This is a genomic window from Photobacterium sp. 1_MG-2023, assembly GCF_030547945.1.
Lineage (GTDB): Bacteria > Pseudomonadota > Gammaproteobacteria > Enterobacterales > Vibrionaceae > Photobacterium.
The window spans coordinates 130577-151184 of the sequence record NZ_JAUORR010000010.1; the positions used below are offsets into that span (position 1 = coordinate 130577).

Annotated in this window: 20 protein-coding genes; all 20 read left to right on the forward strand. The window is 50.6% G+C overall.

The window, feature by feature from the left end; all coding sequences use genetic code 11:
- Window positions 1-354: 354 nt before the first annotated feature.
- The 20 genes from Q4579_RS11155 (at window position 355) to Q4579_RS11250 (ending at window position 20532) form a co-directional block, all read left to right on the forward strand.
- Complete coding sequence (locus Q4579_RS11155; protein WP_303564120.1) at window positions 355-792, forward strand: hypothetical protein; 438 nt, start codon at window positions 355-357, stop codon at window positions 790-792.
- Window positions 789-2240 carry a terminase family protein gene (locus Q4579_RS11160; RefSeq protein WP_303564122.1) on the forward strand — a complete coding sequence of 484 codons (1452 nt, stop codon included), beginning with the start codon at window positions 789-791 and terminating at the stop codon, window positions 2238-2240. Before Q4579_RS11155 ends, Q4579_RS11160 begins: the two co-directional genes overlap by 4 nt.
- Entirely contained in the window at window positions 2240-3655 is a 1416-nt protein-coding gene (locus Q4579_RS11165; protein WP_303564125.1) for a DUF4055 domain-containing protein, read from the forward strand. The genes Q4579_RS11160 and Q4579_RS11165 overlap by 1 nt, the downstream gene beginning before the upstream one ends.
- Window positions 3655-4716: a minor capsid protein gene (locus tag Q4579_RS11170; RefSeq protein ID WP_303564126.1), complete on the forward strand. Its 1062-nt coding sequence runs from the start codon at window positions 3655-3657 to the stop codon at window positions 4714-4716. Before Q4579_RS11165 ends, Q4579_RS11170 begins: the two co-directional genes overlap by 1 nt.
- A gap of 67 nt (window positions 4717-4783) precedes the next feature.
- Entirely contained in the window at window positions 4784-5476 is a 693-nt protein-coding gene (locus Q4579_RS11175; RefSeq protein WP_303564128.1) for a hypothetical protein, read from the forward strand.
- A 4-nt stretch (window positions 5477-5480) separates the two neighbouring features.
- Complete coding sequence (locus tag Q4579_RS11180) at window positions 5481-6497, forward strand: hypothetical protein (protein ID WP_303564130.1); 1017 nt, start codon at window positions 5481-5483, stop codon at window positions 6495-6497.
- Window positions 6498-6543: 46 nt separating this feature from the next.
- Window positions 6544-6801, forward strand: a complete 258-nt coding sequence (locus Q4579_RS11185) for a hypothetical protein (protein WP_303564131.1) — start codon at window positions 6544-6546, stop codon at window positions 6799-6801.
- Window positions 6802-6861: 60 nt separating this feature from the next.
- Window positions 6862-7374, forward strand: a complete 513-nt coding sequence (locus Q4579_RS11190; RefSeq protein ID WP_303564140.1) for a DnaT-like ssDNA-binding protein — start codon at window positions 6862-6864, stop codon at window positions 7372-7374.
- The gene (locus tag Q4579_RS11195) at window positions 7371-7748 is read left to right on the forward strand and encodes a hypothetical protein (protein WP_303564142.1); all 378 of its coding nucleotides are present in this window, start codon (window positions 7371-7373) and stop codon (window positions 7746-7748) included. The genes Q4579_RS11190 and Q4579_RS11195 overlap by 4 nt, the downstream gene beginning before the upstream one ends.
- Window positions 7749-7837: 89 nt before the next feature.
- On the forward strand, window positions 7838-8359 hold the full coding sequence (locus Q4579_RS11200; RefSeq protein ID WP_303564144.1) for an outer membrane protein: 522 nt from the start codon (window positions 7838-7840) through the stop codon (window positions 8357-8359).
- 60 nt (window positions 8360-8419) lie between these two features.
- A complete protein-coding gene (locus tag Q4579_RS11205) occupies window positions 8420-8815 on the forward strand; it encodes a hypothetical protein (protein ID WP_303564146.1) in 396 nt (131 codons plus the stop codon).
- On the forward strand, window positions 8812-9222 hold the full coding sequence (locus Q4579_RS11210) for a phage tail terminator-like protein (protein ID WP_303564148.1): 411 nt from the start codon (window positions 8812-8814) through the stop codon (window positions 9220-9222). The genes Q4579_RS11205 and Q4579_RS11210 overlap by 4 nt, the downstream gene beginning before the upstream one ends.
- Before the next feature lie 11 nt (window positions 9223-9233).
- Complete coding sequence (locus Q4579_RS11215; protein ID WP_303564149.1) at window positions 9234-10148, forward strand: phage tail tube protein; 915 nt, start codon at window positions 9234-9236, stop codon at window positions 10146-10148.
- Between the two features lie 10 nt (window positions 10149-10158).
- Entirely contained in the window at window positions 10159-10533 is a 375-nt protein-coding gene (locus tag Q4579_RS11220) for a phage tail assembly chaperone (protein ID WP_303564150.1), read from the forward strand.
- A 300-nt stretch (window positions 10534-10833) separates the two neighbouring features.
- Entirely contained in the window at window positions 10834-13656 is a 2823-nt protein-coding gene (locus Q4579_RS11225) for a tape measure protein (RefSeq protein WP_303564151.1), read from the forward strand.
- A complete protein-coding gene (locus Q4579_RS11230) occupies window positions 13649-13981 on the forward strand; it encodes a phage tail protein (RefSeq protein WP_303564152.1) in 333 nt (110 codons plus the stop codon). The genes Q4579_RS11225 and Q4579_RS11230 overlap by 8 nt, the downstream gene beginning before the upstream one ends.
- Window positions 13978-14682, forward strand: coding sequence for a phage minor tail protein L (locus Q4579_RS11235; RefSeq protein WP_303564153.1), 705 nt, complete (start codon window positions 13978-13980; stop codon window positions 14680-14682). The genes Q4579_RS11230 and Q4579_RS11235 overlap by 4 nt, the downstream gene beginning before the upstream one ends.
- Window positions 14679-15413: a C40 family peptidase gene (locus Q4579_RS11240; RefSeq protein WP_303564154.1), complete on the forward strand. Its 735-nt coding sequence runs from the start codon at window positions 14679-14681 to the stop codon at window positions 15411-15413. Before Q4579_RS11235 ends, Q4579_RS11240 begins: the two co-directional genes overlap by 4 nt.
- Window positions 15350-15898, forward strand: a complete 549-nt coding sequence (locus tag Q4579_RS11245; RefSeq protein ID WP_303564155.1) for a tail assembly protein — start codon at window positions 15350-15352, stop codon at window positions 15896-15898. Before Q4579_RS11240 ends, Q4579_RS11245 begins: the two co-directional genes overlap by 64 nt.
- Window positions 15895-20532, forward strand: coding sequence for a phage tail protein (locus Q4579_RS11250; RefSeq protein ID WP_303564156.1), 4638 nt, complete (start codon window positions 15895-15897; stop codon window positions 20530-20532). Before Q4579_RS11245 ends, Q4579_RS11250 begins: the two co-directional genes overlap by 4 nt.
- The last annotated feature ends 76 nt before the right edge of the window (window positions 20533-20608 follow it).

Genomic DNA, 20608 nt, shown 5'->3' on the forward strand with positions numbered 1-20608 from the left:
GATCCTGCTGATTACCTCCGTCAGTTTGGCCGGGTGCGGACTACTCAAAGCGCAATGCATAGCAATACAACCGGTACTGGTGAACACGACGTACAACGAGACGTATCGAGTATTCACAGTCCCTCAGAACGAGATGGCTGAGATAACGACATATATCGAGCAGTTACGGCAGTGTTCGGAGCCGTAACATTGAACAAACACCGCCAACGGCAACGCAGTGCTAGTGATTATGCGACATCGTCGAGTGTCGCCAGGCTTCGGCCATTAAACAGCAGTGCCTACGGTGGTGACCCTTTTTCCGAATGTATAACAAGGCATCTTCATGAGGGTGTCTGATTATGCAGAGAGGTGATCGTGATGGTTGGTAGAAAGACCAAATACAAAAAGGATTTCGACCAGCTGGCGTATAACTACTGCCTGCTTGGTGCAACTGATGCCAAACTGGCGGAATTCTTTGATGTGTCTGAACAGACAATCAATACCTGGAAGAAGTCTCATTCTTCATTTCTTGAGTCCATAAAAAAGGGCAAGGCACAGGCTGATGCACAAGTTGCTGCTTCACTGTTTGGCCGTGCCGTTGGTTATTCTCATCCTGAAGTAAAAGTTGCTACACATGAAGGGAAGATTACGGATGAGAAGGAGTACAACAAACACTATCCGCCTGACACAACAGCTGCCATCTTCTGGCTCAAGAACCGGCAGCCTGAAATGTGGCGGGATAAGCAAGAAGTGAAACATGAAGGTGAGATGGCACTGAAACCGGTTCTCAACATCACATTGCAGAAGAAATGAGTGACGTCGATTTAACTCTCCAGCCCCAGCAATCAATCGCATTCGAATCCTTAGCAACAGAAATTCTTTATGGTGGTGCAGCAGGCGGCGGTAAGTCACATCTGATGCGCGTTATAGCGGTTTACCTGTGTACTGAAGTACCTGGCATTCAGGTGTATCTCTTCCGGCGTTTGTCTGATGACCTTTACAAAAACCATATGGAAGGTGCTGGCGGTTTCCTTGCGATGTTAGGGCCTTGGTTTGACAGTGGCTTTGCGAAGTTTAACGAACAGAAGAACGTGCTCAAGTTCTGGAATGGTTCAAAGGTCTGGTTATCTCACTGCCAGTACGAGAAAGACCGTTTCAAGTATCAGGGGCCAGAGATTCATGTTTTGCTCGTTGATGAGCTGACTCACTTCACAGAGAAGATTTATCGCTTTCTTCGAAACCGTGTTCGTCTTGGTGGTCTGGCAATTCCTGAGCATCTGAAAGGCAAGCTGCCATTGATTATCTGTGGGACAAACCCCGGCGGTGTTGGTCATAACTGGGTTAAGCGAACATTCGTTGATTTTGCCGCACCACTTGAAGTGACGAAAACACCGAAGAAGGAAGGCGGCATGCTTCGACAGTTTATCCCCGCCAAGCTGAGTGACAATCAGATTCTTCTGGCAAACGACCCAGACTATGAAGATCGCCTTGAGGGCTTAGGTGATGCAGCCATGGTGAAAGCCATGCTGGATGGTGACTGGAATATTGTCGCCGGTGGCGCGCTGGATGATGTATGGAATCAGAGTCGTCAGGTATTGCCGCGGTTCAAAGTGCCGAGTTCCTGGCGTGTGGATCGTTCATTTGACTGGGGTTCGTCTCATCCATTCTCAGTTGGATGGTGGGCAGAGGCTGACGGCACTGAAGCAACAATGGCTGATGGTTCTATTTTCTGTCCGCCGAAAGGCTCAATCATCCGGATTCATGAATGGTATGGCACCCGGGAGGCTGGCACCAATGAAGGTCTGAAACTCTCAGCGAAAGAAATCGCTCGCGGCATTAAGGAACGAGAAGCCGAATTGATGGCTGCAGGTTGGATCTCTCGCAAGCCTGCTGCGGGTCCGGCGGATAACCAGATTTCTGCAGTTGTTCGCTCAGACATCGACACCATTGAGCAGGAAATGAAGAAAGAGGGGGTTAGCTGGCTGAAATCAGATAAGTCGCCCGGTTCGCGGATAAACGGTCTCCAGTTGGTACGAGACCGACTGAAAGAAGCAATGAAAGAACGCCCCGAAGATCCGGGGCTTTTCTTTATGGAGCATTGCCGTGCAGCCATCTCAACTTTGCCGATTCTTCCTCGTGATGAGAAGAAACCTGATGACGTCAACACAGAGTCAGAAGATCACGTTTATGACGAAGTGCGCTATCGCGTTCTGGCCAGTAAGCGTATGGCGATGAGTATTAACATGGGAGCCGCATTCTGATGGCAGAACACAATGTCAGTTACCAGCGTCCTGACTATAAAAACGCGATGAAGAAATGGGCTTTCATGGATGACATCTGTGCAGGCTCTGATGCGATCAAGGCAAAGAAAGAAACCTATCTGCCAAAACCAAATCCCAATGATACCAGCCCGGAAAACACCCAGCGTTATGAGCAATATGTGATTCGGGCTGTGTTTTATGGTGCGACGGGTAATACGCTGCGTGGCCTGATTGGTGCTGTCTTCCGTAAGTGGCCGGTGCCAAACCTGCCAGCCACGTTGAAATATGTTGAGAGAGATGTTGATGGTTGCGGCGTCAGTGTATTTCAGCAGTCTCAAAAGGTGTTGTCTGAAGTACTGAAGAAAGCGCGATGTGCTTTGTATGTCGATTATCCAAAGACAGAAGGACAGACGAGTAAGAAAGTACTGTCTGAAGGCATGGTCAGAGCAACAATCTCAGCCATTGATGCAAATTCAGTGATCAATTGGAGAACTGAACAAGTCGGCGCGGTTCATAAACTGGCCTTGGTCGTGATGAGCGAAAAAGTGAACCGGGTAACGTCTGACGGGTTTGGCACTGAAACGGTAGAGCAGCTGCGGGAACTCAGGCTTGAAGAGGGGCGTTATAAAGTTCGGGTTTGGCAGAATCAAAGTAACAACTGGGTCGTCACGGATGAGTTTACACCGACGGATGGAACCGGAAGGCCATGGAGTGAGATTCCGTTTACGTTCGTAGGTGCCAGCAATAATGATCCGGATATTGATGATATCCCATTAGAAGATTTGGCCCACATCAACATCGCACATTACCGCAACAGTGCTGACTATGAAGATTCACTATTCTTCTGCGGTCAGGTGCAACCATGGATTAGCGGGCTGGATGAAGGCTGGCGTGACTGGTTGCAAAGTCAGGGCATTTACTGCGGCTCTCGCGCGCCTATGCTGCTGCCTGAGAATGGTGCCTTTGGGTTCGCTCAGGCACAGCCTAACACCATGGTGAAAGAAGCCATGGATGCCAAGGAATCTCAGATGATTGCGCTCGGTGCGCGTTTGGTTGAGAGAGGCGGCGCTGTGAAGACTGCCACTGAAGCTCAGCATGAAAATGAATCTCAGCATTCAGTGCTCTCGTTGGCTGCCAGTAACGTCAGTGAGGCTTACACCGAAGCATTAGGCTGGGTGGCTAAGTTCATGAATACCAGCGAAACAGTTGAGTACGCACTGAATCAGGACTTTGTCGAGCATCGTCTTGATGCGCAAATGCTGACAGCACTAATTGCTGCTTGGCAGTCCGGGAAGTATCCGGAATCAGATTTGTGGACTCAACTGCGTAAGCATGGCGTGATTGATCCGGATAAGACCGATGAGGCCATTAAGGCCGAGTTAGAGTCCAGTGATGCGGGATTAGGAATCGAGTGATGACCCTGTTCGACACTGTTACCCGGCATCAGGTACATCTGGAGCAGTTCAAATCTGGCGAGATTAACCAAATCACCGCTTTTCTTCAGCAAGTAGCCGACAAGCTTCGAAAGGAGTTGGCAGGAGCTGATTTAACTGAGTACAGCCGGGCAAAAAGAGAAAAGTTGCTGAAGCATATTCAGGAACAGCTGGCTGAGATTTTCGACGAATATTACGACTATCTCGCAGGCCATTTGCTCGAGTTTGCTGAAATTGAGGCAGCCCATGAAGTTGGTTCTCTGAACGCTGTGTTGAAGCCTGCTGGTATCGAAGTCGTTTTACCAGCAGTTGAACAGGTAAAAGCAGCCATTTTTCAGGATCCGCTCGCTGTGAAAGGGATTGATGGCGGTAAGCTTCTCGAACCGTTTATTCGAGACTGGCAAAAGAAAGATATCGATATGTTTGTCGGAGCCATCAGGCAAGGCGCATTCGAGGGCCTGACAAATCAGGAAATCATTCGCCGGTTGATTGGAACGAAGCGGAATCGATACACCGACGGCTTGTTAGATGTCAGCCGACGACATGCGGATGCCATTGTTCGGACATCAATACAGTTCGTCTCTGGCTCTGCCCGGATGAGTACCTGGCAAGCGAACAGCGATATTGTGTCGGGTTATCGGATCATCGCCACGTTAGACAGCAAGACAACGCCACTTTGCAGGACGCTTGATCAGCAGGTGTACGAAATCGGCAAAGGTCCATTGCCTCCGTTTCATGTTAGATGCCGTACAACCACAATTGCTGAATTGGCTGATGAGTTCTCCTGGCTCAGCGCAGGCCGGACCCGTTCAAGTATGGATGGATACACTTCAGGCAGCGCCACCTATTACGAGTGGCTCAAGACGCAAGATAAAGCGTTCATTGATGGAGTTTTGGGCCCTGTTCGTGGGCGCTTGTTCAGAGATGGCGGCATGTCTGCCACTCATTTTGCGAAGTTGAATCTGGATAAGAGCTTTCGTCAAATCACATTGGACGAATTTAAACGGAAAGTACCTTCCGCCTGGCATCAGGCATTTCATTAACAACATAGACCCGCTTCGGCGGGTTTTTTCATACCTAATGATCAGTGATCAATAAGGAGCAGTGCTCATGTTCAAATTTATTCTCGATTCCCTCGACGGCCTGGAAGAGGCGCACAAGGCCTTTTATGAGAAAAAAGATGACGGCAAATATCATCTTAAAGTTGAAGGGATTGAAGATACCGGTGCTTTGAAACGTGCAAAAGATCATGAAAAGGAAAAGCGCAAAGCCGCCGAAGACAAGAACAAAGAACTGGAAACGCGCTTGGCCGAGCTTGAAACCAAAGAGCAAGAGCGAGAGCAGGAACACCAGCGAAAATCTGGTGATGTGGATGCCTTGGAAAAGTCTTGGCAGGAAAAACTTACGAAACGAGAAACTGAGTTAAACCAGCAGATTGAGTCACTGAATGGCAACCTTCGTACCATGCTGGTCGATAACGAAGCAACCAAGCTGGCAGCGGAATTAGCTGGCGATAGTGCTTCAGTCCTTTTACCTCACATTAAGTCTCGTTTGGGTGTTGCAGAGAAGGAAGGAAAGCAGGTGACAGCAGTGCTTGATACCGCTGGCCAGCCTTCTGCATTTACCCTGGATGAGCTGAAAAAAGAATTTTCGGATAACCCGGCATTTGCACCTGTGATTGTCGGTTCAAAAGCCTCTGGCGGCGGTGCTGGCGGGGGGAGTCAGGGTGGTCAGCCTCCGGCGTCCGGTGGTCAAACATCCCAGGTCACACAAAACTACCTTCATACAGTAACAGGAGCATAACTGCATGCCTCAAATGCAACTCGCTGATATTTTCACCAAACCAGAGTTTACTGTTGGCGTGAATGAAGCCCAAATTGAAAAAAATGCCTTCATCCAGTCTGGTGTTCAAATCCCGGATAAAGAGCTGATGACGTTCTCGCGTTCTACGTCTGATGCAGGTGAAGCCACAAGCATTGTGCCGCTGAGCTATGTTGAGCCGACGTATGGCTCAGATGATCCAGACGATAAGCTGATCCCGCAAAAGATGGGAACGGTACAACATGGTTTCCGTAAAGCTGTGCGTACTCAGGGCTGGTCTGCAATGAACCTTGCTCAGGCTCTGGCTCATGTCGATCCATATGCAGGCGTAAAGCAAACCGTCGGTAATTACTGGGCTCTGGATAATCAGCGCCGTCTGATTCAGACATTCATTGGACTGTATGCGCTCAACAAAGCCGGTGAAGGGGACATGATCAAAGATGTCGCTACCGATACCACGGGAGCAATTACAGACGCGGAACGTGCATCTGCTCGCAACTTCCTGGATGCACTGGCGTTGAAAGGCGATATGGATAATGTGCTGGCTGTCGGTATGCACTCTACCGTGTATTACGGCCTGCGTAAGATGCGCCACATCACGGATCGAACAGACCCGGTTACTAACTCTAAGTTCGCAGAGTTTGAAGGGAAACGTGTCATTGTGGATGACGCCATCCCGGCAGTTGCTGGTACGAATCGAATCAAGTTCACCAGTATTCTGTTTGGCGCCGGTGCGGTGCGTGCCGGTGAAGGGAATAACAGCAAAATCAAAGATGTTGAAACGGTTCGTGATGCGCTTGCAGGTGGTGGTACAGGGCAAGACACTTACATTACACGCCGGACTGACATTCTGGTGCCTGCTGGCTTTAGCTACAAAGGCAAGAAAGGTTCAGGTCAAACTGGTCTATTCCCTAAATTGGCTGAACTGGCTGATCCGGCGAACTGGGAACAGATTTGGGATAGCAAGAACATTCCGGTGTCATTCCTGGTTACAAACGGCTAATTCACTGATTTTTTTGGGGTGAGTTCACCCCATTTAAGGAAAAGATATGACGACTAAAACAAAAAACGATCAACCTGAGACAGAAGAATCAGTGAGCCCTGATGAATTGCGTGCCCGGGCTTATCAAATGGTGGTAGAAGCTGAAGAACAACTGAATAAAGCGCGTGAACACTATCATCAGGTACTTCTCGAAACTCGTGAATCTACATCGCACGCAAGCCTGCAAGAAATCCGAAAGACGATGGAGAATCGTGGGATTAAATCAGAAGCAGAAGATGCGGCTGCGAAGGTAACGAAGCAATAACGGGCCTCGCTTAACTTACATCGTTGCAGATAATTAGCCCAATCAAGAAGAGGATGATTCATGGCCCTGATCGTAGAGGATGGCTCGAATGTGCCAGATGCAAATAGCTATACAGATGTTTACACGCTCAGACTGTATTGCAAAGAACGTGGTAACGATTTGCCTGAATCGGATGAGGTGTGTGAAACCTTGTTGATCCGGGCTATGGATTATCTCCAGTCACTTGAACCCAAATTCAAAGGCCGACGGGTATCCATGGAGCAGCGTTTGAGCTGGCCGCGTGATGATGTGCGCGGCCATCCTTGGCCTGATGTGATTCAAAACAACTATATGCCGTATGAGTTAATCACAGCGCAATGTGCACTGGCTGTTGAAGCTTTGGAACACGATTTAATGCCAACGCGTTTAGCGGGACCGCAACAAGGCCCGATCGTGAAAGAGAAGGTCGAAGGAGCTGTTGAGACTGTTTATGCCAATCCCGGCAAAGAGAAAATGGTTGATGCATTTTCGAAGGCAGATGCACAGCTGCAAGGATTACTGAAACGTGGTGGGCTGTTCATGGTGAGGGCATGAGTGTTTATCTGCGTGCTCAAGACACGGCCTTGCGAATGCTGAAACAGTTCGGTACTGAGGTGAAAATCATACGGGCAATTGAAGGCGATTATGACCCGGTGACTGGAGATAGTATGCCGGGTGGTACTCAGGAATTTGAAACGGTAGGTATTTTGGCAGATTACAGCTTGAAGGAATCTGGCCTGATTAATCTTTCTGGTGCTGTTATTCAGCAACAGGATAAGAAGATTACCATCGCCGCAAAGCCGCTTGAGACGAGCCCTATGTTGACAGATCAGCTTCAAATATTGGGGACAAGGTACACAATTGCCAATATCAAAGCCGTGAGCCCGGCCGGTGAAACAATCATCTATGAGATACAAGGAAAGAGTTAAAGGGTGATCAATGTCATACTCGCGGTCGGCATATGTTGATAGATGCGTACTTTCTGCTACTTTGCGCTCGATTTTACATGGAGGATAGAATGAAAAAAGCATTGATTGTGGCAGGGTTATTAAGTATTAGCTCTTCAGCGTTTGCAAGTAGTGATTTATCAAAATTCTACATTTTAGGCGGTGTCAGTGATATCGAAGAGTCTGATTCAGATGAATCTCGTACTGGCTTCAACATCATTCTCGGCGGTGAGGTGACTGATAACGTGGCATTGGAAACGGCATTTTACCGCGCAGATATTGATGAGAAAGTATACGGTGTGAATGTTGATGCTTCTGTAAGTGCTATTACTGTCGCTCCGGTTATTTATTTTGACTTGAATGAAAACTTTACTCTGTTGGGCAAAGCTGGTGTAGCGTACGGCTTCAGTGAAGCGAAAGGGTGCTCTATGGGCTATTGTGCTTCAGAATCTGATAATGAAACAGCATTTACTTACGGTGCAGGGTTGCAACTGAATTATGAGAAATTCGCACTGCGGTTCTCTTACGATAAGTATTCAGGTGATTATTACGATTTTAATGTGATGAGTGCTAGCGTAGGCGCTAGATTCTAATCAGATTTTCACATTAGTAGCCCGGCCATTGTGCCGGGCTTTCTTTTATGGAAAGCGAAAATGTCATTTAGGAAAGATCTTCAAATTTTCTGCCATGGTTCTACGGAAGCCGCGGAAAGGACAGCAAGAGCTATCAAAATTGAATTGTTTTCTTCGACGATCGCAGATACTCCCGTCCTTTCTGGTAGAGCACGCGGTAACTGGCAAACGACTGAAGGCCAGCCTGCTATCGGTACAGTCGAGCGGCTTGATAAGTCGGGTGCAAGGGCAAGAAAAGAAGTCATGGAAAAAGTGACACCTGGTGATGGCACCTCGATTTTGACGAATAACCTCCCATACATAGCTCAATTGGAGTACGGTTCCAGCCAGAAAGCTCCAGAAGGCATGATGCGCAAGAACGTGGCGAGAATAGAGCGAATCGTTCAGCAAGCAGCGAGGAAGCACCGAAGAAAATGAGCTTTGCCAATATCAAATCAGCCCTTGTTAGCGCTTATGTTAACAGGGGCTTTTCTTTACCTACTGCCTATGAAAACAAGCAGTTTGATCCAAAGCCGGGCAAGCCATGGGCTTCTTTGGTCATCGTTCCGAATCAGCCTTCAGCAAGCTCAGTTGGTGAATACGGAGAAGACCAACACGATGGCTTCTTTCAAATTGACTTGAATTACCCACTCAATATCGGGGATGGCGCCATTCTGGCTAAGGCTGATGAGATCTGCTGGCATTTCCGCGCCGGTAGAGCCTTTGTCTATGCCGATCAAACCGTTCGTATCCGAACTACTGGGCGCTCTCCCGGGCGTGTCGTCGATGGCTTCTATCGCATTTCTCTCACGATTAACTGGACCGCGCGCGTTGCGCGCTCCTGACAGGAGTAAACATGAGTTCTTCATCTCAGCATGCGCTGTTCTATGCGCCTGAAACAACTTACAAACAGTTGCCAGCAACACCGGCATTTAAACCGTTGAGTCATACGGCCTGTACGCTGGCACTGACGAAAGCAGTGATGGAAAGTAAGGAAATCAATGGCACGCGACAAATGACCAGTGTTCGTTCTGGTGTTCGAAATGCAGCGGGTGATATCAGCTCAGAACTTAGCTTTGGTTCATTTGATGATCTGCTGGAAGCTGTGATGTGTGGTACGTGGGAAGGAGATGAGCTCAGAGTCGGTAATATTCGCCGTTCTTTCACAATGTTGCGTAAGTTTGGTGATGTGGCGGATAAGCCTTATCAGCAGTATCCGGGCGCTGAAATCAACAGTCTCAGTATTGACGTGAAGCCAGATGCGGTTGTCGGGCTTTCATTCAATGTGTTTGCCGCTGATATGACTCTATTAGCGGGGGCTCCGTCTGGGGCAAGTTTTGGCAGTAAATCCAGCAGTGAAGTCATGGATGCATTCTCCGGGGTGATCAGCGTGAATGGTGTTGGAGAATCCGTGGTCACAGAGTTGAAGCTGGAAATCAGCAATGGTTTGGCTGCTCGTTATGTTGTGGGTTCCAGTACCTCGATGCGGCCATCTTTGAAAAAGGCCAGCTTGAGCGCGAATGCGACACTGCACTTTGAAACGGCCCGTCATTTAGAAATGTTCCTGAATGATGAATATTTGTCTTTGAGTCTGACTTTGAAGGATCCTGCTGGGAATGCATATATCATCGATTTACCTCGAGCAAAGTATACCGCTGCGCAGACAGATACCAGCGAAGAAGAAGATATTTTCATTCCGGTCACGCTTGCAATGACCTATGACCCAGCAGAGCAAACAGCGATCAAAATTACCCGTAATGCAGCAGCTTAAGGAATGAAACATGGAACAGTTCTTTACACGCGAGAAGGCGAATGAAGGCATCCAGGTGCCTTTATACCTCCCGGACGGCACAGAGTCAGAACATTGGCTGAAAATCCGTGGAGTGGACTCTGATGCTTTTCGGGAAGCTGAGTCTGAATCACGTCGGTTGACCTTAGAAATCGCTTCACTTGAGGATGAAGGCGCAAGAAAGGATGCATTGAAAGGACAAAAAGTTACCTTGTTGTCTTCATTGATTCTGAGCTGGTCTTTTGAAGAAGCATGTACCGCTGAAAATGTTCAAAAACTTCTCACCGAAGCCCCGCAAATTGCAGATCAGATTGATCGGCTTGCAGCCAAACGTTCGCTTTTTTTCGGGAAAAGGTTGAGCAGTTAATTCGGTTTGCAAGATCTGAGTTTGAACTCAGCACACCGGTTAAAGGTTCAACCACATCGAAACGACAGCAATTGCTCCAGTTGGCCAAAGTAACCGGTAAAACACCAAAGGCTTTAGCTAATCGAACTGAAATCCCTCAGGAACTGGGCTATCTCTGGCAATGGTTCTTGCAGTTACGCGGCAAAGAGTCGCTCTCATACACCGAAATTTCTCACTGGTCTCTATTAACCGGCAACAAATTGCGGCCATGGGAGGTTCAGACGTTGAAATCTATCGATCACATATATTGGCAGGTGATGAATGACCGATATCGCGAGCCTACAAATTCGAGTAACAAGTACCGGGATCGCCGTAGCCGGTCGTGACCTGGATAAATTGGCAGGGGCTGGTGACAGAGCCGAACGTGCAACAGATGGTTTCAGCAAGTCTGTTGCTGCAGCGACAGTTGCAGTTGGTGCCCTGACGACTGGTCTTGGTGTGCGAGAGCTGGCCCGTTATTCGGATGCATGGAAAGACGTAACCAACAGGCTGACTCTGGCGACTAATACGACTCAGGAGCTGGAGCAGGCACAGCAGGCTGTGTTTAGCATTGCTCAGGATACGAGAAGCGAACTCGGTGCCACGGCCATTCTTTATCAAAAACTTTCCATGGCCGGTCAGGAGCATATCCAGGGGCAGCAGGACTTGGCTGCAATTACTCAGACGGTGAACAAAGCTGTTGCGCTTTCGGGTTCCACCGCTGCAGGTGCTGAAGCCGCGATTATTCAGCTTTCACAAGGTTTGGGTGCCGGTGCGCTTCGAGGAGAAGAATTCAACTCGGTGCTGGAAAACGCACCTCGTCTGATCCAGTTGTTAGCCGATAGTCTGGGTGTGCCCATTGGCAAAATGAAGGAGCTCGCTTCGAATGGCCAATTGACCTCAGAGCGAGTGATCAAAGCAATTCGAGATCAATCGAGTGTGATTGACTCGGAGTATTCCAGAACTTTGCCAAAAATATCTGAGGGGTGGACTCAGGTTGAAAACTCCGTGACGCGTGCAGTTGGTGCTTTGGATGAAGCAACAGGTGCCAGTCAGTCTGTCTATAGCATTTTGGATCAAGTTTCATCGGCACTTGATAGTGTTGCGACCGACACAGAGACATTGAACGAGGTGATGGAAACAGCTTCAGATATTGCCATCGTTTTGACTGCTGTCGTTGGGGGGAAGCTGACCGGTGCTATGATCAGCGCAATTGCTCAAAGCAAGGCGATGTCTCTGGCTGTTGATATGGTCACGCAATCGACAACCCGATCATCTCAAGCTGTGATTGTGAAGGCTCAAGCGGATAAAGCGGCACTTCAGCAACAGCAACTCGTACTGGCATCAATGCTTAAAAGTGCTCAATCGGAAAAGACAGCAACTGCAATCAGGGAACAGCTGAAACAGAATACAACACAGCTGACTGCAGCAAATCAAAGGCTGGATGTGGCTTTGAAGGCAACGACTACATCCGGACGGCTCGCGACAACGGCAATGACTGGGCTGCGCGGTGCAATGGCTTTCCTTGGCGGCCCGGTTGGTGTGGCAATTACAGCGGCGACGGCCATTGCATTATTTGCATCAGAAGCCAACGAAGCCAAGAAAGATACGGGTCAGCTAACAACCAAAGTCGATGAACTTTCTGCCTCTTTTCGAAGCCTGAATGCAGCTCAGCGACAAGTGCTGGTTTCTCAGCTGAACACAGAGATGTCTTCAATTCGGCAGGCAATTGTTGATACACAAAAGCGAGTCGATGGCTTAAAAGGCACACTGAATACATTAGATCCTGGAGGGCGTCAGCAGGTTACTTCTCGTATTCGTGAGTTGGAGAGCCAACTGAAAAACTATCAGGATCAGTTGGAAGAAACGAGTGTTAAGCAGCAAGCCGTGTTTCAGTCAGGGATGCCAGATGATTGGGAAGAGCTTCCGGAAAAGCCGAAGGGAAACAAACCCAAGAATGAGCTGACCTCAACAGATGGTTTTGAAAAGCTGAGAGCAGGCCTGGAAGAGGAAATTGCTCTGTATGGCGAAACTGGCAAGGCTGCCCAACTTCGCTATCGCGTTGAACAGGGGGAGTTAAAGTCCCTGAGTGAAGCACGAAAGCAATCGGTACTTGAGTACGCTGATGTGCTCGAAGTATTAGAAGAGCAGGAAGAAGAAGCTAAACAAAGAAAAGCTGCTTCGGATGAGTTTGAAGCGCTGAAACAGTCACTCATGACTGAAGAAGAGTTAATTCAACAAAGCTACCAACGACGCAAAGATACGATCCTCGCGTATACAGAAGCCACTGAAGCCCAAAAAACTGACTTATTGACCCGTTTGGAGCAAGAGCGTTCTGAGAAACTATCGGAACTTAATGCTGGATTTTGGGACCGTTATTTAACATCAGCAGAGGAAGCGCTGGGAAATTTTGATGAGTTGGCGACAAACACTATCGACAACTTAACGAGCGGGTTCGGGAATGCCTTTGAGAGCATGATATTTGATGCTCAAACCTTTGATGAGGCGATGTATAACCTGGCCGACGGTATGGCCCGTTCCATGGTGAATGCTCTTGGAAAGATGGCGACTGAGTGGCTTGCTTATCAAGCCGTGCAGATGCTCGTTGGTAAAACAACAGCTGCAAGTTCCGCGACTTCGATGGTTGTTCAAGCGCAGGCCGCATCTGTGATGGCTGGTTTGAATGCTTACTCTTCTACTGCAGCAATTCCGGTTACGGGTCCTGCGGCAGCTCCGGCCGCATCAGCAGCAGCGGTTGCGGCAACTGAACCCATGGCAGCAACGGTTGCATCGTTATCCGCTGGTTTTGCAGGCCTCTTTGACAATGGTGGTCATATTCCCGCAGGGAAATACGGCATCGTTGGTGAATTTGGTCCTGAAATTGTGAATGGACCGGCCAACGTGACAAGTCGTGAAGACACAATGCGGATGATTCGAAACGGTCAGGGGGGCGGTAACAGTGTTGTCGTGAAACAAACACTTCATTTTCATGTTCAGGATGCCAATGGGGATATTGATTATGAGCAGATCGCCAGACTTGTCAGGGGGGTGACGAAAGAAGAAATCGCCAATGAAATGCGACCGGGAGGGATGTTAAGTGCATGAATTTCATTGGATCCCAACTGAAAACGGATTTTCTCGTAAATCCAAACCCCGCATTCAAAAGGTTCATTTTGGTGACGGTTATGAGCAACGCTCTCCAGATGGATTAAATAATCACCTCAAAAATTACCCTGTCACTTTTGAGGGCGATTCAGACGATATCTATGAGATCGAACACTTCCTTGAAATGCATTTGGGCTATTTACCTTTCATCTTCACGCCAGTTGGGGAGTGGGTGCCAAGGACCGTTGTTTGTGAGGAATGGGATATCAAGGAAGGCAGTACTGAGAGCGTATTAACCACTTCATTCAGAGAAGTTATTGCATGAATTTACCCGCTGATATGCTGGCTGAGTCGATAAAACTCACTCAGCCGCCGTTGTTGGATTTATATGATATCGACCTCACGCCGTTCGGCGGTGACATGCTGCGGCTTCACAATGGCTTGAACGCCAAGCGTGAGCCGCTTGTATGGCGGGGACACATTTATCAGCCGTACCCAATCGAAGGATCAGGTTTTGAAATGTCGGGCCGTGGTCCGTCGAACCGGCCAAAACTGTCGGTAAGTAACCTGCTTGGTTTGGTGACGGGAATGGTGGCCGATTTCCAGGAATTGACCGGCGCTATTGTGACCCGGCGTCAGATGTACCTGAAGCACCTGGATGCGGTTAATTTCGAGGGCGGCAATCAGTTTGCTGATGAAACGCAGGAGCGCGTCAGTCGATATATGATTGAGCGCCTGACCAATCTGACGCACCTCACCGCCACGTTTGAACTGTCGTTACCCAGCGAAATGCAGGGGGCGATTATACCGGCGCGGATTATCACCACGGATGTTTGTCCCTGGCAGTACCGCAGTGCGGATTGTAGTTATGCGGGCGGGCCGGTTGCCAAGCACGATGACACGCCAACCAGTGATCCGACTCAGGATCAATGCGGTAAGCGTTTGGGCAGTTGCCGCCTTCGCTTCGGTCAGAATGGTGTCCTGCCGTTTGGCGGGTTCCCCACAGCAGTGAGAATCAAACGATGAACTATCAACAGGACATGATTGAACATGCGGCCGCCTGTTATCCGAACGAGAGCTGTGGCTTGCTGGTTCGTACTGCAGACGGTTTAGCCTATCTGCCCGCACAGAACCTGGCCCCGGAGCCAACTGAATCCGCCATTATTGATCCCGAATCCTGGATTGAGGCAGACCGTTTGGGTGAGGTGGTCGGAATCGTTCACAGCCACCCGGACGGGCCGTTTGTGCTCAGTGGCGCAGACCGGCTGGCACAACAGCAAACCGGGTTGCCCTGGTATCTGGTCGTCGGCGACCAGGTTCGGAAGTTCCCGCCGGTGCCGCCGTTACTGGGTCGCGAATTTCACCATGGCGTGACCGACTGTTACACCCTGTCGCGGGATGCCTACGCATTAGCTGGACATCATTTTCCAGACTGGGACAGAGAGGATGATTGGTGGGAGAAGGGTAAAAATTACTATCTGGATAATTTTGAATCCTTCGGGTTTGTCCGCGTCGATGACCCGCAGCCCGGCGATGTGTTTCTCATCCAGCTGGCCAGTGATACCCCCAACCATACCGCGATTTATCTCGGTGATGGCCAAATCCTGCACCATTGCCCAAACCGGCTCAGTGGCCGCCAGATTTACGGCGGTGCATGGCAGCGACATTTACACAGCATTTGGAGATACACCCAGTGGCAACCATCCGATTTTATGGGGATCTGCAACGATTTGGCCGCCGGTTCACCCTCGATGTAACCACGGCATCAGAGGCCATCCGCGCCCTGTGCATTCAAATCCCCGGCCTGCGTCAGCATCTTGAACATGGCCACTATCGACTCAGAATATCCCGGCAAGACATCAGCGAAACCAACCTCAACGACCAGCTTTCAAATCCAGTGAGCCATAACACCGCGATTCACCTGGTGCCGGTGATCGGTGCTGCGAAGTCGAGATACCTGTCAATTATTACCGGGGCTGTATTGGTTGCGGCGTCGTTTTTCGCGGGGCCAGCGGGTCCCGGGATGCTTGCTGCAGGTATTGGCATGATGGCCAGCGGTGTTGCCACCTTGCTCACACCGATCCCGCAAGTGGATACCGGGAAAGGGGCGAATAACGGCGCGGCGAATAAGTATTTTAACTCTCTGGGTAACAGCCTGGCGCAGGGCTCTTGTGTCCCGCTGATTTACGGCGAAGTCATGACCGGCAGTAAAGTGCTGTCGCAAGGATTGAGGACGGTATGAGTAAAGGTGAAGAAAGTCAGAAAACGCCCGAAGAACAGCCCGACAACCTCAAAAGTCGCCAACAGTTATCAATCATCGACTTGCTGGGTGAAGGGGAGATTGAAGGGCCTGTGGGCGGCCTGAAAGGTGTGTTTTTTAATGACACTCCGATCCAAAATGAGGACGGCAGTTACAACTTTTCAGGTGTGGACGCGACCTGGACGCGAGGCACACAAAGTCAGTCACCAATGAAAGGATTTCCTGCCCTGGAGAATGAACTGGCTGTCTCAACAGAGGTGAAAAAAAACACCCCGATTGTGCGAACGGTCAGCGATCCGAACGTTGATCGGGTGCGCGTTACGGTTGGTGTGTCGTCGTTGTTCCAGGTGCATAAAGATGGCGACATTACCGGGACGAGCGTTCGCCTGTTTATTGAAACCAGCACAGACGGCGTGTGGAGTCCGGATCAGATTGTCGATATCGACGGCAAAACCCGTTCAGAGTACCTGCGCAGCGTTGAGCTGAAATACCTGCCCGAAACCCCGTTTCAGCTGCGTGTGCGCCGGGAGACGGCCGATAGTGATACATCGCGGCTGAATAATGGGACGGTATGGTCCAGCTATACCGAGATCATCGACAGCAAGCTGAGTTATCCGAACACTGCTTTGGCCGGGCTGAAAATCTACGCCGATCAGTTCAGTGGGGTTCCATCCCGAAAATATCTGTTGCGTGGTCGCCGGGTCAAAGTGCCATCAAATTATGACCCGGCCAAGAGAACCTACAGCGGCCTCTGGAACGGGACGTTTAAAATTGCCTGGACGAATAATCCCGCATGGATTTTCTATGACCTGGCAACGTGCGAGCGGGCCGGGTTGGGTCGGCGACTGGGTGTGACTGGCGCGGACAAATGGGCGCTTTACCAGGTCGCGCAATATTGTGACCAGTTGGTGCCGGACGGCTATGGCGGCATGGAGCCGCGCTTTACCGTGAATGTCAGCATCGCAGACACGCAGCAGGCGTATGAGGTCATCAGCCAGCTGTCCAGCGTGTTTCGTGCGATGCCAATCTGGGACGGGCTACAGCTGTCAGTTTCTCCGGATATCCCCACGGATCCTGTGTACCGGTACACCCAGGCCAACGTCATTGACGGTGAATTTACCTATCAGGGGTCGCCGCATAAATCCCGGCATACGGTGGTTTACGTGCGCTGGCAGAATCCTGATAACGGGTGGGAGGAATCCACGGAATACGTCAGTGATGATGAAGCGTTCGAGCGTTACGGCCTGAACGCCATCACGATTGATGCCTGGGGCTGTACCTCAAAAGGTCAGGCGCGCCGGGCCGGACAATGGCTGCTGATCACCGAGAAATACGAACGCCAGACCATTTCATTCAAAACCGGTCGCGAAGGCCTGCGCCATCAGCCCGGAGACGTGATTGAAGTGGCCGATAATCAATTCGCCGGCGCGAACATCGGCGGCCGGATTTTAGGGGTTGAGGGCAAGCGGGTCACACTGGATCGCGCCATTGAAATTCAGGATGGCCAGCTGGCCTGGCTGGGTTACATCGATGCGGCCGGGCAGGAAAAAACGATCAGCGTTTTCTCTCATCCGGAGCCGCATATTGTGGTCTTGGATGATGAGCCGGTGGGGATTGACGCTTATAACGTCTGGACACTGGCAACCAGCGCCCTGAAACCGTCGGTGTGGCGTTGTGTCAGCATCAGTGAAGAGAAAGACGGCACGTTTTCCGTCACGGCCTTGCAGCATGTGGCGGAGAAACATCAGCTCATCGAGAACGGGATCAAATTCGACCCGCCGGACAACACCCTGTACAGCGGCGAAATTCCGCCCGTTGAGCGTCTTCAGGCTGAGGCAACACCGGATGATAGCCAGTTTCAGATCCGTCTCACCTGGGACACGCCCCGTACGATTGAAGGGCTGAAATTTCAGGTGAAATTGATGCGCAACGGCGCGATGCATAAACGGGAAACGGTGGATGATACCGAGTTTGTGGCCGGTTCACTGCCGATGGGGGATTACATTGCTCATGTGCGCGGTGTGAATGGTCAGCAGCAGCTGGGTCCGGAGACCACAACCAGCTTTACCATTGCGGCCCCTGCAGAGCCGGTTGATATTGAGTTTGAGTCGGACAACTTTGCCATTACCGCGCGGCCGGTCATTGATGGCCCCACGTCGCTGGGCACGCAATATGAATGGTATTTCGGGCTGACCCATGAGGCGGTCGCCAATCGGCTCAGCCCGCTGGGTCGGGCGTACATCCTCAACAAACAGGCGCTGAAACCCGATACGCAATACTGGGTCGGTGTGGAAGCGGTGAACGCCGTGGGCCGTTCTGGCTTGTTGTCCAAGCCCGTGAAAACCTTGCTGAAACCGGAAGATATTCTGCAGATCATCGGCCCTGAAATCCCGAATCTGGACTGGGCCAAGGAATTGAATCAGCTGGTTGAGGATAACAGCGCTGCAGTGGTGCTGCTGGGTAATCGTGCGGCCCTGGTGGTGAACCAGGACGGGCGTGTATCCGGTATGACCGTCACGGCCAGCTCGCAGGCCTCAGCAATTGATTTTATGTCGGATTACGTCAGTTTTACGGATCCGGAAACCCGGCAGCGGAATCTGTATTGGGACAACGCGCTGAAAACACTGGTGCTCAAAGGTCAGATCAAATTGCTTGATGGCCACACCGTTTCGAATATCGACGATATCCGGGCGCTGGACGGGCAGGACGGCAACACGATTTTCACCGAGTTCCAGTTCTCTGCAGATGGTTTGGCCTGGCATTTTCCGGATCAGCCCGGTGACATTTACCTGCGCTCCCGCGTGGTGACGAACGGCAGTCCGGGCAACTGGGGAGCCGTGACGAACCTGAAAGGGGATAAGGGCGATAAAGGTGATAACGCCACAGAGCGTTATACGTGGGTGAAATATGCCGATTCAGCGACCGGGAGTGGGTTGAGTGATTCACCGGCTGGCAAACGGTACATGGGTGTCGCGTACAACCGAACCACTGCAGCAGAATCGAACATAGCCACGGATTACAGCTGGAGCCTAATTCAGGGTGAAAAAGGGGATGCAGGCTCAACGGTTTACACCGAGTTTCAGTTTTCCTCAGATAAATCGAGCTGGCATTTTCCGGAACAAGCCGGGGATATTTATCTGCGTTCCCGCGAGGTCACGAACGGCAGTCCGGGGAACTGGGGAGCCGTGACGAACCTGAAAGGGGATAAGGGCGATAAAGGCGATAACGCGACAGAGCGTTACACCTGGGTCAAATATGCTGATTCAGCGACTGGCATCGGGTTGAGTGATTCACCGGCTGGCAAACGGTACATGGGTGTCGCGTACAACCGGACCACTGCAGCAGAATCGAACATAACCACGGATTACAGCTGGAGCCTAATTCAGGGTGAAAAAGGGGATGCAGGTTCGACGGTTTATACCGAGTTTCAGTTTTCCTCAGATAAATCGAACTGGCATTTTCCTGAACAGGCCGGTGATATTTACCTGCGTTCCCGCGAGGTCACAAACGGCAGTCCGGGGAACTGGGGAGCCGTGACGAACCTGAAAGGGGATAAGGGTGATAGAGGCCAAGATGGCCAGAACGGGCACGATGGCCAAGATGCCACAGAGCGCTTTACCTGGTTTAAATATGCCGACGGCCCGGACGGCAGCGGAATGTCAGATACAGGCACTGGAAAGGCTTACATCGGCATTGCCTACAACCAGACGACGGCAACGGAATCAACCAATCCGGCGGATTACACCTGGTCAAAAATCAAAGGCGAGGATGGTGAAGATGGTCTGCATGGTTCGCCTGGTGCCGGAGTATTCCGGATGCAGACGGAAACCGGTGTTTTTCCGACGGGAACGGAGACGGCCAACAGCCTGTTTACCAGCCATGTGGGCCGTGCGCCGGTCAAAGATGATGTGCTGAGTGTGTATTCGGTCGATGAGAACGGCTACATGTCCCAGGCTGATTCACGGATGTATGACGGCGAAAGCTGGGTGACACCGAAACTGTTTATCGACGGCGACTTGGTTGCGTTGGGCACGATTCGCGGTGAGCACATTGTGGCCGGGGTCGAATTACGTGCGCCGGTGATTAAGGGCGGTGAGGCGTTTTTCGGGGAAGGTGGCCCATACGGGGGATACAACACCCGGATCCATTCCAATGGGTTGCTGGAAACTGCCAATGCCAAAGTGAAGGGCCATATTGAAGCGACCAGTGGTTACTTCAAAGGCTCGGTCTATGTCGAGAAACTGGTCGGGGATGTGGTGGATGTAGCGGTCTGGAATATTCCAAACTATCACCGCTATCCGGTTAAACCAGGCACAAACAACTGGTTTTTTAATGGGACGATCAGCGCCCGAGCATGGACGCGAAAGTTGATTATTCCCCCCTTGTGGGTGAAAGGCCAGCAGGTCACGCGGGTGTATCTCAACGGTAGTTTTGTTGGAGATATGAATTACATCGATGTCAGCAATACCGATATCAACACTCAACTTGTTGTGACATTGCCAGCGAACCGAACGAATACCGTTTCTCTGTATGCACGGGGGACGATTTCCGGGGCGTCCGGACAAACTGTTTCTGTGCCCAAACAGCAGCTGGGCTGCCTAATCATCAAAGCTTAAATCAAACCCGCTTCGGCGGGTTTTTTCGTATTGGAGAATCATCAATGGCGTTAATCACCGGGATTTTACGGGATCC